Source organism: Stenotrophomonas sp. 05L44_2 (assembly GCF_056665995.1).
Window position 1 is genome coordinate 1 of sequence record NZ_JBFTNR010000012.1, and the last position, 13763, is coordinate 13763.

At 63.6% G+C, this 13763-nt stretch carries 14 protein-coding genes and 1 pseudogene; 14 read left to right on the top strand and 1 reads right to left on the bottom strand.

Annotated features, from left to right (window positions below; genetic code table 11):
- From recF to AC1VAN_RS00855, 12 genes and pseudogenes are all read left to right on the top strand, one after another.
- On the top strand, positions 1-1072 hold a 1072-nt coding region (gene recF, locus AC1VAN_RS00800), incomplete at its 5' end, for a DNA replication/repair protein RecF (RefSeq protein WP_480985089.1).
- A 112-nt stretch (positions 1073-1184) separates the two neighbouring features.
- Positions 1185-3644 (top strand): DNA topoisomerase (ATP-hydrolyzing) subunit B, encoded by a 2460-nt coding sequence (gyrB, locus tag AC1VAN_RS00805; RefSeq protein ID WP_480985090.1) that lies wholly within the window; start codon positions 1185-1187, stop codon positions 3642-3644.
- A gap of 67 nt (positions 3645-3711) precedes the next feature.
- Positions 3712-4557 (top strand): CPBP family intramembrane glutamic endopeptidase, encoded by an 846-nt coding sequence (locus AC1VAN_RS00810; protein ID WP_442251400.1) that lies wholly within the window; start codon positions 3712-3714, stop codon positions 4555-4557.
- Positions 4558-4628: 71 nt separating this feature from the next.
- Positions 4629-5435, top strand: a complete 807-nt coding sequence (locus tag AC1VAN_RS00815; RefSeq protein WP_442251401.1) for a M48 family metallopeptidase — start codon at positions 4629-4631, stop codon at positions 5433-5435.
- A gap of 131 nt (positions 5436-5566) precedes the next feature.
- Positions 5567-6754, top strand: a complete 1188-nt coding sequence (locus AC1VAN_RS00820) for a tetratricopeptide repeat protein (RefSeq protein WP_480985091.1) — start codon at positions 5567-5569, stop codon at positions 6752-6754.
- 143 nt (positions 6755-6897) lie between these two features.
- Positions 6898-7566, top strand: coding sequence for an energy transducer TonB (locus AC1VAN_RS00825; protein ID WP_032951834.1), 669 nt, complete (start codon positions 6898-6900; stop codon positions 7564-7566).
- A gap of 94 nt (positions 7567-7660) precedes the next feature.
- Positions 7661-8422: a TonB-system energizer ExbB gene (gene exbB / locus AC1VAN_RS00830; protein ID WP_025875552.1), complete on the top strand. Its 762-nt coding sequence runs from the start codon at positions 7661-7663 to the stop codon at positions 8420-8422.
- 56 nt (positions 8423-8478) lie between these two features.
- Positions 8479-8892: an ExbD/TolR family protein gene (locus AC1VAN_RS00835; RefSeq protein WP_480985092.1), complete on the top strand. Its 414-nt coding sequence runs from the start codon at positions 8479-8481 to the stop codon at positions 8890-8892.
- Between the two features lie 149 nt (positions 8893-9041).
- On the top strand, positions 9042-10502 hold the full coding sequence (gene cls / locus AC1VAN_RS00840; protein WP_442251402.1) for a cardiolipin synthase: 1461 nt from the start codon (positions 9042-9044) through the stop codon (positions 10500-10502).
- Between the two features lie 40 nt (positions 10503-10542).
- Positions 10543-10803 (top strand): membrane protein, encoded by a 261-nt coding sequence (locus AC1VAN_RS00845; RefSeq protein WP_025875543.1) that lies wholly within the window; start codon positions 10543-10545, stop codon positions 10801-10803.
- Between the two features lie 9 nt (positions 10804-10812).
- On the top strand, positions 10813-11556 hold the full coding sequence (locus tag AC1VAN_RS00850; RefSeq protein ID WP_480985093.1) for a pyridoxine 5'-phosphate synthase: 744 nt from the start codon (positions 10813-10815) through the stop codon (positions 11554-11556).
- 302 nt (positions 11557-11858) lie between these two features.
- Positions 11859-12116, top strand: a pseudogene (locus AC1VAN_RS00855) (hypothetical protein); the annotation flags it as partial.
- A 155-nt stretch (positions 12117-12271) separates the two neighbouring features.
- On the opposite strand, the gene AC1VAN_RS00860 reads toward AC1VAN_RS00855, so the two are convergent.
- Positions 12272-12496 carry a helix-turn-helix domain-containing protein gene (locus AC1VAN_RS00860; protein ID WP_049412847.1) on the bottom strand — a complete coding sequence of 75 codons (225 nt, stop codon included), beginning with the start codon at positions 12494-12496 and terminating at the stop codon, positions 12272-12274.
- Between the two features lie 80 nt (positions 12497-12576).
- On the opposite strand from AC1VAN_RS00860, the gene AC1VAN_RS00865 reads away from it, so the two are divergent.
- On the top strand, positions 12577-12912 hold the full coding sequence (locus AC1VAN_RS00865) for a hypothetical protein (RefSeq protein ID WP_480985094.1): 336 nt from the start codon (positions 12577-12579) through the stop codon (positions 12910-12912).
- Positions 12913-13062: 150 nt separating this feature from the next.
- The coding region (locus tag AC1VAN_RS00870; protein WP_480985095.1) for a radical SAM protein at positions 13063-13763 on the top strand (701 nt) is incomplete at its 3' end.

Here is a 13763-nt window from a genome sequence, read left to right on the forward strand (position 1 = left end):
CCACCAGTTGCGTCGTTTCGATGCGGTGGAGCTGTCGCCCCAGCCAGGGGTGAATCTGCTGACCGGTGACAACGGCGCTGGCAAGACCAGCGTCCTGGAAGCGTTGCATCTGATGGCCTATGGGCGGAGTTTCCGCGGGCGGGTACGCGATGGCTTGGTGCGTCAGGGCCATGAAGCCCTGGAAGTCTTCGTGGAATGGGACGAGCAACGCGGTGATCTGCCCGTGCAGAGGCGAAAAGCCGGGTTGCGGCACAGCGGGCAGGAGTGGAAGGGGCGGCTGGATGGCGAAGACGTCGCCCAACTCGGAAACCTGTGTGCCGCCCTGGCTGTGGTGACCTTTGAACCGGGCAGTCACGCCTTGGTGAGTGGTGGTGGCGAGCCGCGTCGGCRCTTTCTGGATTGGGGCCTGTTCCACGTGGAACCAGACTTCCTATCCTTGTGGCGGCGCTACTCGCGCGCGTTGAAGCAGCGCAATGCCCTGCTCAAGCAGGGCGGGCCGTCGCGGATGCTCGATACCTGGGATCACGAGCTGGCCGAGGCGGGAGAACCGCTGACCAGCCGTCGGCAGCACTACCTGGAGCGGCTGCAGTCCCGAACCATCGCCCTGGCCGAGGCATTGGCTCCGCAACTGGGAATCGTCGGCCTGAATCTGAGTCCCGGCTGGCGCCGGCACGAGGTTCCGCTGGCAGATGCCCTTCTGCTGGCGCGCGATCGCGACCGTCAGGCGGGTTACACCTCGCTGGGCCCCCACCGGGCGGACTGGAGCGTGGCGTTCCAGAGCATCCCGGGTCGCGATGCGCTGTCACGCGGCCAGGCCAAGCTCACCGCCCTCGCCTGTCTACTGGCCCAGGCGGAGGATTACGCCGAGCAGCGTGGCGAGTGGCCCGTCATCGCGCTCGACGATCTGGCCTCGGAGCTGGATCGCACCCACCAGGCCCGGGTACTGCACCGCCTGTTGGCGGCACCGGCGCAGATATTCATCACTGCAACAGAAACGCCTGCAGCACTGGAGACTCTGAGCAACATCACCCGGTTCCACGTGGAACATGCACAGATCGTGGCTGTGCCATAGTGGGCACGGCAAGGCCGCTCAGCCCCGGCTGGTATAATTCAGGCTGCTATCCCTTCATTCTCGGCACATCGCTCAAAGCGGTGTCCGACCTGCGGAGCCTACGGCAAGCGCAATGACCGACGAACAGAACACCCCGGCAAACAACGGCAACTACGACGCCAACAGCATTACGGCCCTGGAAGGCCTGGAGGCTGTCCGCAAGCGCCCAGGTATGTACATCGGCGACGTCCATGACGGCACCGGACTGCATCACATGGTGTTCGAGGTCGTCGACAACTCGATCGACGAAGCCCTCGCCGGCCATGCCGACCACGTGTCGGTGACGATCCATGCCGACGGCTCGGTCGGAGTGTCCGACAACGGTCGCGGCATTCCGACGGGCAAGCACGAGCAGATGAGCAAGAAGCTCGACCGCGACGTGTCTGCAGCCGAAGTCGTGATGACGGTCCTGCACGCAGGCGGCAAGTTCGACGACAACAGCTACAAGGTTTCCGGCGGCCTGCATGGCGTGGGCGTCAGCGTGGTCAACGCGCTGTCGCAGAAGCTGGTCCTGGATATCTACCAGGGCGGTTTCCACTACCAGCAGGAATACGCCGACGGCGCAGCACTGCATCCGCTCAAGCAGGTCGGTCCCAGCACCAAGCGCGGTACCACCCTGCGCTTCTGGCCGTCGGTAAAGGCTTTCCACGACAACGTGGAATTCCACTACGACATCTTGGCCCGTCGCCTGCGCGAACTGTCCTTCCTCAATTCCGGCGTCAAGATCGTGCTGGTGGACGAGCGTGGTGATGGCCGCCGCGACGACTTCCATTACGAGGGCGGCATCCGCAGCTTCGTGGAGCATCTGGCGCAGTTGAAGACGCCGTTGCACCCGAACGTGATCTCGGTAACCGGCGAATCCAACGGCATCACCGTGGAAGTGGCGCTGCAGTGGACCGACTCCTACCAGGAGACGATGTACTGCTTCACCAACAACATTCCGCAGAAAGACGGCGGTACCCACCTGGCCGGCTTCCGTGGCGCGTTGACCCGCGTGCTCAACAACTACATCGAGCAGAACGGCATCGCCAAGCAGGCCAAGATCAACCTGACCGGCGATGACATGCGCGAAGGCATGATCGCGGTGCTGTCGGTGAAGGTGCCGGACCCGAGCTTCTCCAGCCAGACCAAGGAAAAGCTGGTCAGCTCGGATGTGCGTCCGGCCGTGGAAAGCGCATTCGGCCAGCGCCTGGAAGAGTTCCTGCAGGAAAACCCGAACGAAGCCAAGGCCATCGCCGGCAAGATCGTCGAYGCTGCCCGTGCCCGCGAAGCCGCGCGCAAGGCCCGCGACCTGACCCGCCGCAAGGGTGCGCTGGATATCGCCGGCCTGCCGGGCAAGCTGGCCGACTGCCAGGAAAAGGATCCGGCGCTGTCCGAACTGTTCATCGTCGAGGGTGACTCCGCAGGTGGTTCGGCCAAGCAGGGCCGCAACCGCAAGAACCAGGCGGTGCTGCCGCTGCGCGGCAAGATCCTCAACGTGGAACGTGCACGCTTCGACCGCATGCTGGCGTCCGACCAGGTGGGTACGCTGATCACCGCGCTGGGCACCGGCATCGGTCGCGACGAGTACAACCCGGACAAGCTGCGTTACCACAAGATCATCATCATGACYGACGCSGACGTYGACGGCGCGCACATCCGCACCCTGCTGCTGACSTTCTTCTACCGKCAGATGCCGSAGCTGATCGAGCGYGGYTATGTSTATATCGSCCWGCCGCCGYTGTACAAGATCAAGCAGGGCAAGCAGGAGCTGTACCTGAAGGACGATCCGGCGCTGGACAGCTATCTGGCCAGCAGCGCAGTGGAGAACGCGGGGCTGGTGCCGGCCAGCGGCGAGCCGCCGATCGATGGCGTGGCGCTGGAAAAGCTGCTGCTTGCCTACGCTGCCGCGCAGGACACGATCAACCGCAATACCCATCGTTACGACCGCAACCTGCTCGAAGCGCTGGTCGACTTCATGCCGTTGGAGCTGGAAAACCTGCGCAACGCAGGTCCCGGCGAAGGCCTGGACGCGCTGGCCAAGCACCTCAACCAGGGCAACCTCGGCAGCGCCCGTTTCACCCTGGAACTGCAGGAACCCAACGAGCAGCGTCCCGCTGCGGTGCTGGTCACGCGCAGCCACATGGGCGAACAGCACATCCAGGTGCTGCCGCTGTCGGCGCTTGAAAGCGGCGAGCTGCGTGGCATCCACCAGGCAGCGCAGCTGCTGCACGGTCTGGTCCGCGAAGGCGCGGTCATCACCCGTGGCGCCAAGTCGATCGAGGTCGAATCGTTCGCGCAGGCCCGCAACTGGCTGCTGGACGAAGCCAAGCGCGGCCGTCAGATCCAGCGATTCAAGGGTCTGGGCGAAATGAATCCGGAACAGCTGTGGGACACCACCGTCAATCCCGATACCCGTCGCCTGCTGCAGGTGCGTATCGAAGATGCGGTGGCCGCTGACCAGATCTTCAGCACCCTGATGGGTGATGTGGTCGAACCGCGCCGCGACTTCATCGAAGACAACGCGCTGAAGGTTGCCAACCTGGATATCTGACACAATCGGATGGTGGCCGGCGCGCGGGGAGGCGCGCCGGCTTTTGTCCCTTGATCGCAGGTAATCGATGTCCGCTTCCGCCCCGGCTTCCGCTCCGCCGCCGGTTCCACCGGCTACTGTCACGCCCCGCGCCTCCTCGCCGCTGGCGGGCTTCTTCATCGATCTGGGAATCGCCGCCGTCACCCTGTTCGGGTTGAGCCTGGTGGGCGGGCTGATCTGGGGACTCTATCGCGGCATCGTTGTGGGATACGCCAGCGCCAAATCCGGCGGTGGCACGCCTGACCCGGCAGCGGTCACCCAGCAGCTCGGCCAGCCCGGTGCTCTTGGGCAGATCCTGATGGCACTGGTCGCTACCGGCGGCGCAGCACTGCTGGTGTATTTCTGGCGCCGACCGGCCAACGCTGCCGAACGCCAGCGTTCGCGCGACGCGCTCCGTCGCCCCTCCACCTGGGGTTGGACCCTGCTGGTGGCCAGCGCGATCGTGATCGGCAGCAACGGTATCGCCTTCGTGGCCAAGCAGATGGGCATCGAGCCCGTGCCGACAAACCTCGAACTGATGCAGAACGCGGTTGCCCGCTTTCCGCTGTTCCTGACGTTGTTCGCCGTGGTACTGGCACCTGCCTACGAGGAACTGCTGTTCCGCCGGGTCCTGTTCGGGCGCCTGTGGCAGGCCGGACGGCCGTGGCTGGGGATGATCCTGAGCAGCCTGGCGTTCGCGCTCATCCATGAAATTCCCGGTACCAGCGCCAATGGCCCGGCCGAGATCGCCCAGCTATGGCTGGTCTATGGCGGCATGGGCGCTGCGTTCTGCTGGCTGTACCGCCGCACCGGCACCTTGTGGGCAGCGATCGCCGCCCATGCGCTGAACAATGCCGTGGCGCTTGCGGCCCTGGTGTTTTTCGGGGCAACGTAAGGCGCTGTCCGCTTGACGAAAGATTAAGCAGACCCGTTACACACTGGGCTTCTGAACACGGGGGTGGGTCCATGAAACAACTGCTGCTGGCCATCGTCATCACCACTCTGGTCAGCGCCTGCGCGACCACCACTTCACCCACCGGCCGTCGGCAGATGGTGGGCGGTGTGTCGCAGGCACAGCTGGACCAGCTGGGTGCGCAGGCGTTCGCCGAAACCAAGCAGAAAGAGAAGATCAGCAGCGATGGCCGCCAGAACGGCTACGTGCAATGCGTGGTCAACGCGCTCGTTGCACAGCTGCCGCCTCAGTACCGTGGCGTACAGTGGGAAACGGCGGTGTTCGTCGACAAGGAACCCAATGCCTTCGCCCTGCCCGGCGGCAAGGTCGGGGTCAACACCGGCATCTTCAGCGTTGCCAAGAACCAGGATCAGCTGGCAGCGGTGATCGGCCATGAAATCGGCCACGTGATCGCCCGCCACCACGAAGAACGCATCACCCGGCAGATGGGCGCGCAGACCGGATTGGCGGTGCTGGGCGCGCTGGCCGGCGCCTATGGCGGCGAAGGCGCAGCCAGTACGGTCAACCAGCTGGGCGGGATGGGGGCGCAGACCGCGTTCCTGTTGCCCGGCTCACGCACCCAGGAAAGCGAGGCTGACGTGATCGGTCAGCGGTTGATGGCCGAGGCCGGATTCAACCCCGCCCAGGCMGTSGATCTGTGGCAGAACATGATGGCCGCCAGTGGYGGTCGCAGCCCGCAATGGTTGTCGACCCATCCCGATCCGGCCAATCGGATCAGGGAGTTGCAGCGTGATGTGCCGGCGCTCGGCCCCGTCTACCAGCAGGCGCAGGCGGCCGGACGCCGGCCAAAGTGTGGCTGAGTGCGCAGATTCATGCTGTATTGCAGCACATAAAACGATTTCTCACGCCATCTGTTTCTGATACGTTTGGCGGCTCAGATTTTTCTGACAGTCCGACTTTGCCGCTACCGGCGGTTCGATCGAGGTGAACGATGATTTTCCGTAACCACAAAGCTGTGCTTTCCGTCCTCATCGCCACTGCCCTGACCGGCGCCGTGGTCACCGACGCGTTCGCGCAGTCCTCGCGTTCGTCCGAGCGTGGCAACCGTGGCGGCAAGCAGGCCAAGGCCGAAGTGCTGTTCCCGAACGCGACCCGCCAGGAACCGGCAGCGAAGTCGTCGGCCAAGCTGGGCAGCAAGCTGCAGAAGATGATTGACAGCTACAACAAGGAAAAGTTCCCGGAGACCCGCACGCTGGCCGACGAGATCCTGGCCRCCGASGGCGCCAACGAGTACGACAAGTCGCTGGCCGCGCAGCTGGCATCGCAGGCCGCCTACCAGACCGACGACACCGCCGCGGCCATCGCGTACCTGAAGCAGGTGCTGCAGTTCAACGGCCTCGACAACAACGGCCACTTCCAGTCGATGCTGATGCTGGGCCAGCTGCAGATCCAGGAAGACCAGACCGCTGAAGGCCTGGCGACCCTGGACAAGTACTTCGCCGAGAGCAAGTCGACCAAGCCGGAAGAGCTGATCATCAAGGGCCAGGCGCTGTACCAGCTGGAGCGCTACCAGGAAGCGATCCCGGTGCTGAAGCAGGCCATTGCCGGCGCTGCCGAGCCGAAGGACAACTGGAACCAGCTGCTGATGGCCGCACTGTCCGAAGCGGGCCAGACCGGTGAGGCCGTGCAGGCCGCCGAAGCGCTGGCGGCCAAGAACCCGAACGACAAGAAAGCGCAGCTGAACCTGGCCAACATGTACATGCAGGCCGACCAGATGSMSAAGGCYGSCGCGGTGATGGACAAGCTGCGCAGCAGCGGCCAGCTCACCGAAGAGCGCGAGTACAAGCAGCTGTACTCGATCTATGCCAACACCGAGAACAAGGAAAAGGACGTCATYGCGGTCATCAACGAGGGGTTGCAGAAGGGCATCCTGAAGCCGGATTACCAGGTCTACCTGGCACTGGCCCAGTCCTACTACTACTCCGACCAGGTGCCGCAGGCGATCGATGCGTGGCAGAAGGCCGCCCCGCTCTCCAAGGACGGTGAGACCTACCTGAATCTGGCACGCGTTTTGCACAGTGAAGGTCGTGTCCCGGAGGCCAAGCAGGCCGCCCAGCAGGCGCTGGCGAAGGGCGTGAAGAACCAGGCGGATGCCAAGAAAATCATCAACCTGAAGTAAGTAGGAATAACGCCTGAACGCCTGCCCAGTTGATGCGCAAGCGCTCAGGATTGGTATAAGCTTGGAGGTTCCTGCGGTGTCATGCACCGCTGATCAGGGATCCCGCCCCCGGGATTCCGGCCCCACTATTGAGCTCTTGGCGCATGACGGAACAACTAGTCGTTCACCGGTACGAACAACCCGATGACAAGGGGCTGAGCTGGCCTCGCATCGTCGGTATCGCGTTTGTAATCGCCCTGCATCTGGCCGCCTTCATGATGCTCCTGATTCCTGCCGTGGCTCCCAAGGCCGTGGCGGAGAAGGAGCGCAACGTCATGGTGACCATCGTCGACGCACCGCCGCCGCCGCCACCGCCGCCGCCGCCGCCGCCGCCGCAGGACACCCCGCCGCCGCCGGTGAAGAATCTGTCGCCGCCGAAGCCGTCGCCCGTCCCGCCGCCGCCGCAGGCGCCGGTCGTCGACGTGCCGGAACCGCGCCCGAACGATATCGTCACCCCGCCGTCGCCGCCGTCGCCGCCGGCACCGCCGACCTCGATCGAGGCCAGCGTGGACATCTCGTCGAAGGCCATGAATCCGCCGCGCTATCCGCCGGCCGCCTTCCGCGCTGGTATCCAGGGCGAAGTGATCCTGATCATTGATGTCGATGCCAGCGGCAACGTCACCAATGTCACGGTGGAAAAGTCCAGCCGTAACCGCGATCTGGACCGTGCTGCGATGGAAGCTGCCCGCAAGTGGCGTTTCAACGCCGCCGAAGCTGGCGGTAAGAAGGCTGCTGGCCGCGTCCGCGTCCCGGTCAACTTTGCGCTGAACTGATGCGCCCGGGTGGCCGCCTGGCCACCCTCGCCTCCAGTTCGATTGTTTAGCTTAGCTACACCCTTTATCACCACACACAACAAAGGTAAGCGTCATGCTGCAGGAAATTTTCATCGCCGCTGCTGCCGGGGGCAATCCGTCCAACGCCCTGTCGCAGATGGGCTTCGAGCATCTGATCCACGAAATGACCACCAAGCCGGGTGATTTCGCGGTTTCCTGGGTCGTGCTGCTGACCCTGGTCGTCATGTCCGCCATGTCCTGGTACTGGACCGTCATCAACATCTTCCGTGCTACCCGCCTGAAGAGCGCCGCTGATCGCGTCGTCAGCCTGTTCTGGGATACCCCGAACGCGCAGGACGCCATCCGTGCAATGGAAGAGCAGCCGGCTTCGGAGCCGTTCTCGAAGATCGCACTGGACGCTGCCCAGGCTGCTGCGCACCACCAGCGTGCTGAAGGCGGCGCTGTCGGCGGCGTGGGTGAGAACCTGAGCCGTTCGGAGTTCGTCGACCGCGCTCTGCGCCAGGCCGTGACCCGCGAAAGCAACAAGCTGCAGTCGGGCATGACCCTGCTGGCCACCGTCGGTGCAACCGCTCCGTTCGTCGGTCTGCTGGGTACCGTGTGGGGCATTTACGGCGCGCTGATCAAGATCGGTGCCACCGGCTCCGCTTCGATCGACGCCGTTGCCGGCCCGGTGGGTGAAGCACTGATCATGACCGCCATCGGTCTGTTCGTCGCGATCCCGGCCGTGTTCGCCTTCAACTTCTTCAGCAAGATCAACAGCGCGACCATCAGCAAGTTCGATACCTTCGCGCACGACCTGCACGACTTCTTCGCCACCGGTTCGCGCGTCCGCTAATTGCGACGCGCTGTACCCGCGAGAACGTAGTCACCAAGATCTAGACGGAGCCCGTTATGGCTTTCAGTAGTGGTAACAGCGGCGGCCCCATGGCMGACATCAACGTYACGCCCCTCGTGGACGTGATGCTGGTGCTGCTGATCATCTTCATCRTCACSGCGCCGATCATGACGTATCCGATCGCCGTGGACCTGCCGCAGCGCGTGCTCAACCCACCGCCGCAGCTGGTCGAACCGCCGCCGCCGATCGAGCTGAAGATCGACGCCAGCAACCAGGTCTCGTGGAACAACAGCCCGATCGGTACGCACGAACTGCAGCAGCGGATGGAGCAGGAGGTCCAGCGTGACCCGACCAACCAGCCGGAACTGCGGATCGATGCCAGCCCGGATTCGGAGTACGACGTGATGGCCAAGGTTCTGGCCGCCGCGAAGAATGCTCAGATGAAGAAGATCGGCTTCGTGCAGCAGTAAATCGCTACACCGCAATACATCAGTCATGACGCGACTGCAGACGCCCCTGGAAACAGGGGCGTCTTTTTTTGTGCGTGCAGGCGTCTTCCCGGCAACGCCGTTGGCAATGAATGCCTCTGGCCGGTGCCTGTCCCCGCTATGATCGGCGGATGCTCGCCCTCTTCGATTCCGTGCGCCATTGGCTTGATGGCATCGCCCACCTGGGAACGATCCTGGCGGTGGCCTATCTGCTGTATCTGCTGGCGTTGACGGGCTGGATCATGCTGCAGAAGCGCGAGCCGGTGGCCACGCTGAGCTGGATCCTGTCGCTGGCGCTGCTCCCCTACCTCGGCCTCTTCATCTACTACCTGCTGGGCCCACAGAAGGTGAAGCGGCAACGGCTGCGGCGCGGTCGCGCGCGCTCGGGCATGGAGCACTACAGCGATGTCTGCCCGCCCGATGCCGACTGCACCGAACTGGCCAAGATCGCGCAGGCGACCACTGGGCTGGCGCCAAGCACAGCCACCGAAGTGACCTGGCTGGTCGACGGCGCGGCCACCTACGCCGCGCTGCTGGAAGCGGTGGCACAGGCGCAGGACCATGTGCACCTGGAGTACTACATCTTCAATCCCGACCACGCCGGCACCGCGTTGCGGGATGCGTTGGTGGAACGGGCCAGCGCCGGCGTGCAGGTGCGGCTGCTGCTGGATGCGGTAGGTTCTTCGGCCGTGCGCCAGCGCTTCCTGCAGCCGCTGTTGAACGCCGGCGCGGAAGTAGTCTGGTTCCATCCGCGGCAGCTGTTGAAACCATTCAAGCGACCCTGGTTGAACCTGCGTACGCACCGCAAGCTGGTGATCGTCGATGGCCGGCTGGCATTCACCGGCGGCATCAACATCACCGACGACGAAGACGAAAGCCGCAACCCGGATGCTTACCGCGATCTGCACATGCGCCTGCGCGGGCACGTGGTGCGCAGCCTGCAGCTGGTGTTCGCCGAGGACTGGTTGTACGCCAGCGGCCAGGACCACTCGCGGTTCGATATCGCCCGGCTGTGGCCCAGCGACATGCCCCTGCGCGGCGACGGCGCGATCAACGCGCAGGTGCTGGTGTCCGGCCCGGATTCGGGATGGGAGACCATCCATCGCCTGCACGTGGCCGCCATCCAGGAAGCACGTGAGCGGGTCTGGCTGGTCACCCCCTACTTCGTACCCGGCGAAGCGGCGCGGATGGCGTTGACCTCGGCCGCACTCGGTGGCCTGGACGTGCGCATGCTGGTGCCGAAGATGAGCGACTCCTGGTTCGTGACCCAGGCCGCGCGCTCCTATTTCGACGAGCTGCTGCATGCGGGGGTGAAGATCTACGAGTACGGTCCACGCATGCTGCATACCAAGGCGTTCATCGCCGACGACGATGTCTGCATCGTCGGCAGCGCCAACTTCGATCACCGCAGCTTCCGCTTGAATTTCGAGCTGTCGATGATGATCAGCGATCGTGGCCGGGTGGCGGAACTGTCTACGTTGCTGCAGTCCGAATTCGAGCGTGCCACCCGTGTACATGACCAGGCAGGACGCTCGCTGTGGCTGCACCGGCTGCCCGAAGCCTTCGCGCGATTGGCCTCGCCGCTGCTGTGAGGCAGCGCTACACTGCGGCGGTGGCCCGGGGAGACTGACAATGTACTGGCTGTACCTGCTGCTGGCGCTGGGCTGCTTCGCCTTTGCGCTGAAAACACCGAACATGGGCCTGATGTCGCTGGCCCTGCTGGGTACCCTCGCCTTCCTGCTGGCATGGGTGCGCGGGAGATACGCCGCACGCTTCGGCGACCTTCAGCGTGATCCGGCGACACTGGTGGACAGCGATGAACTCAGGCGTCTGCGCGAGCAGGCCAAGGTTGCTCCGGCCGACGGCAGCGACCCTCCCTCTCACTCCCCGTAGTCCCGTTCCATGACCCAGCTCAGCGTCAACGTCAACAAGATCGCCGTCCTGCGCAACTCGCGTGGCGGTACCGAACCGGACGTGGTGCGTGCCGCCCWGGCCTGCCTGGATGCCGGCGCGCATGGCATTACCGTGCACCCGCGGCCCGACCGCCGGCACATCACCGCCGAGGACGTGCTGGCGCTGTCGGCGCTGACCCGTGCCCGTGGTGTGGAGTTCAACATCGAAGGCAACCCGTTCGCGCCGCCGCGTGAGGGCTACCCCGGGTTGCTGCCGCTGTGCGCGCAGACGCGCCCGGCGCAGGCCACGCTGGTTCCCGATGGCGATGGCCAGATCACCTCCGACCATGGCTTCGACTTCGAACGCGATGCGCAGCGGTTGCGCCCGCTGGTGGCCGAGCTGAAAGCGATGGGATGCCGGGTGAGCCTGTTCGTGGATGCCGGCAATCCGCTGCTGGAGCAGGCCGCCGATGTCGGCGCCGACCGCGTCGAGCTGTACACCGGCCCGTATGCCGAGGCCCATGCCGCCGGCGACGCCCGCGCCATGCTGGAACTGTTCGCCACGGCCGCGCGCCGTGCACAGGCCGTCGGCCTCGGTGTGAATGCCGGGCACGATCTGTCGCAGGACAACCTGCGTGACTTCCAGGCCGCCGTGCCGGAGGTGCTGGAGGTGTCGATCGGCCACGCGCTGATCGGCGAGGCGCTGTACGACGGCCTCGATGCCACGGTGAAGGGCTACCTGGCACTGCTGTAGCAGTGCGTGGGACTTCCCCGCTGGGTTGAAGCCCGAAGACGTGCGGCAGGTCCCCGTGTTCCGGCCTGGCAAGCGCCCCTGTAGCCGATGTTCCCATCGCAGCTGCTGAGACACCCGTGGCCCATGCTGGCCTGCCGCGGCGATGGCGCGTGCCCGGTCCCAAGCCATGCAACCCTGTGGACAAGTCTGGGGTCAACGTGCGGTCCCACGTGCCTGCGCGCCTACAGCTACGTGAATCCTGGCCGCTTGCGCCACCTGTGGTTAGCAATAATACTAATATCCCGTAACGGCCGGAGGGCAACATGCAGCACCCCCCTCGCAACGCCCAGGCCGCCATCAAGGGCCGGGGTTCCACGTCCCATCTTGCGGGGCGTTTTGAAAGCACCGTCAGCGAAGCGGTGGACGACGGCTGGGCAGTGGACGACAGCGAGGAGTTCCTCGCCCCGCGCCTGCGCACGGAAGTACGCGCGGAGACCGCTCGCAGCATCATCAGCCGCAACAACTCCCCGGACGTCGGCTTCAGCCAATCGGTGAATCCGTATCGCGGCTGCGAGCATGGTATCAATACCCCCTGATTGTTCACCAGACAAATGGATATAGATCAATAGTTTAGAGGAGTATCAGTAAACACATCGGCTTGGCAGGAGCGCGCGCAGCAACGACGAGCTCGCCCCTCTCGGACGAGCTGGCCCTCGCTCTTTAGCTGCGAAGAAAGTTAGAGACCTGCGGCGCGTAGCAAGGCTGACATCGACGTGCCCAGACCATCAGCCACGCGCTCCAAGGTAGCGAGAGTGACGTTCTTTTCGCCACGTTCGATCTTGCTGTAGTAGGCGCGGTGCATTTCGATGTGGTCAGCAAAGACTTCCTGGCTGACACCCAGAGCAATACGATGCGCGCGGATCACATCTGCAAGTTTCGCTTGATTCGTATGCTCGACCATACGAAGCAGCTTGTGGTCCCGGTACTTTAAAGACTACGCCTCTAAAGGTAGTCTACTTATAAGTACTAATTGCCCATCTCATGAACTTTTACCTCGTATGTCCGGAACTGGAGTTCACGCTTGAGGTTCCCTTCTCGCCCATGGGCAGGGAGCAAGTTGCAATGCAGGTGCGTCGGATGCAGGAGGAGGAAGGGCAAGCCAGGGGCTTCGAATGCCGCTTGGCAGAAGAGCTGTCAAAGCTCATCCCGCAACTCACAGATTGGGACATCAAGCCACCCACGGGTGCACAGATGGCGTACGCGACTTCGCTCTGCGCGCAGTTGGGTATTCAACTGCCTGCAGCAACACGTCGATCGCGTGCATTGATRCAAACCTTCTTGGCCGAAGCCAAAGCGCTCCACGGTCAACGTAGCTGACAAAGACTGCACAAGCCGAAGTTGTGGATAAGTTTGGGTAAAACTTTCTCGCCAGATTACCCAATGGCCTACAGCTAGCTGAATTCCAGGGTGTTGCGGTGGCTGTGGTTAGCAATAATACTAACAACCTGACCTTCCCAAGTTGTTGCCATGGAACAGGATGCTCGAAAGGCCCAAGTTCCCCTCAAAGGTAGAGGGGCAGCATCGCGTGTCGCGAGCCGTTTCGATACCACTGCAACAGTGGGAATCGACGATGGCTGGGAATCGGTCTACCAGGAGATGGAAGACGCGCCGCAGTTGAGAACTCAGGTACAGGAAGAGCGAGCGCGAACGGTGATCAGCCGCAACACATCCCCCGACGTTGGCTTCAGCGCGTCGGTAAATCCGTACCGCGGCTGCGAGCATGGGTGCGTTTACTGCTTTGCCCGCCCCTCCCATTCCTACTTGAGCCTTTCACCGGGCTTGGACTTCGAGACGCGCCTATTTGCAAAGACGAATGCCCCAGAGCGGCTCAGAGCGGAGATTAGCAAGTCGAACTACAAGTGCGCCCCAATTGCTCTGGGAATAAACACAGACGGCTATCAGCCAATTGAAAGGAACTACCAAATTACACGCCAATGCCTTGAGGTGCTTGCTGATGCCAAGCATCCGGTGAGCTTCGTCACCAAGAGCGYCCTGATCACCAAGGACATCGAACTGCTGGCGTCGATGGCCAAGGACAGGTTGGTTACGGTCTACTTCTCGGTCACTACGCTCGACAGGAAGCTATCGGCAAAGCTGGAACCGCGAGCTGCCGCTCCCCACGCCAGGCTGCGAGCAATGAATCAGCTGCACGATGCAGGGGTCCCGGT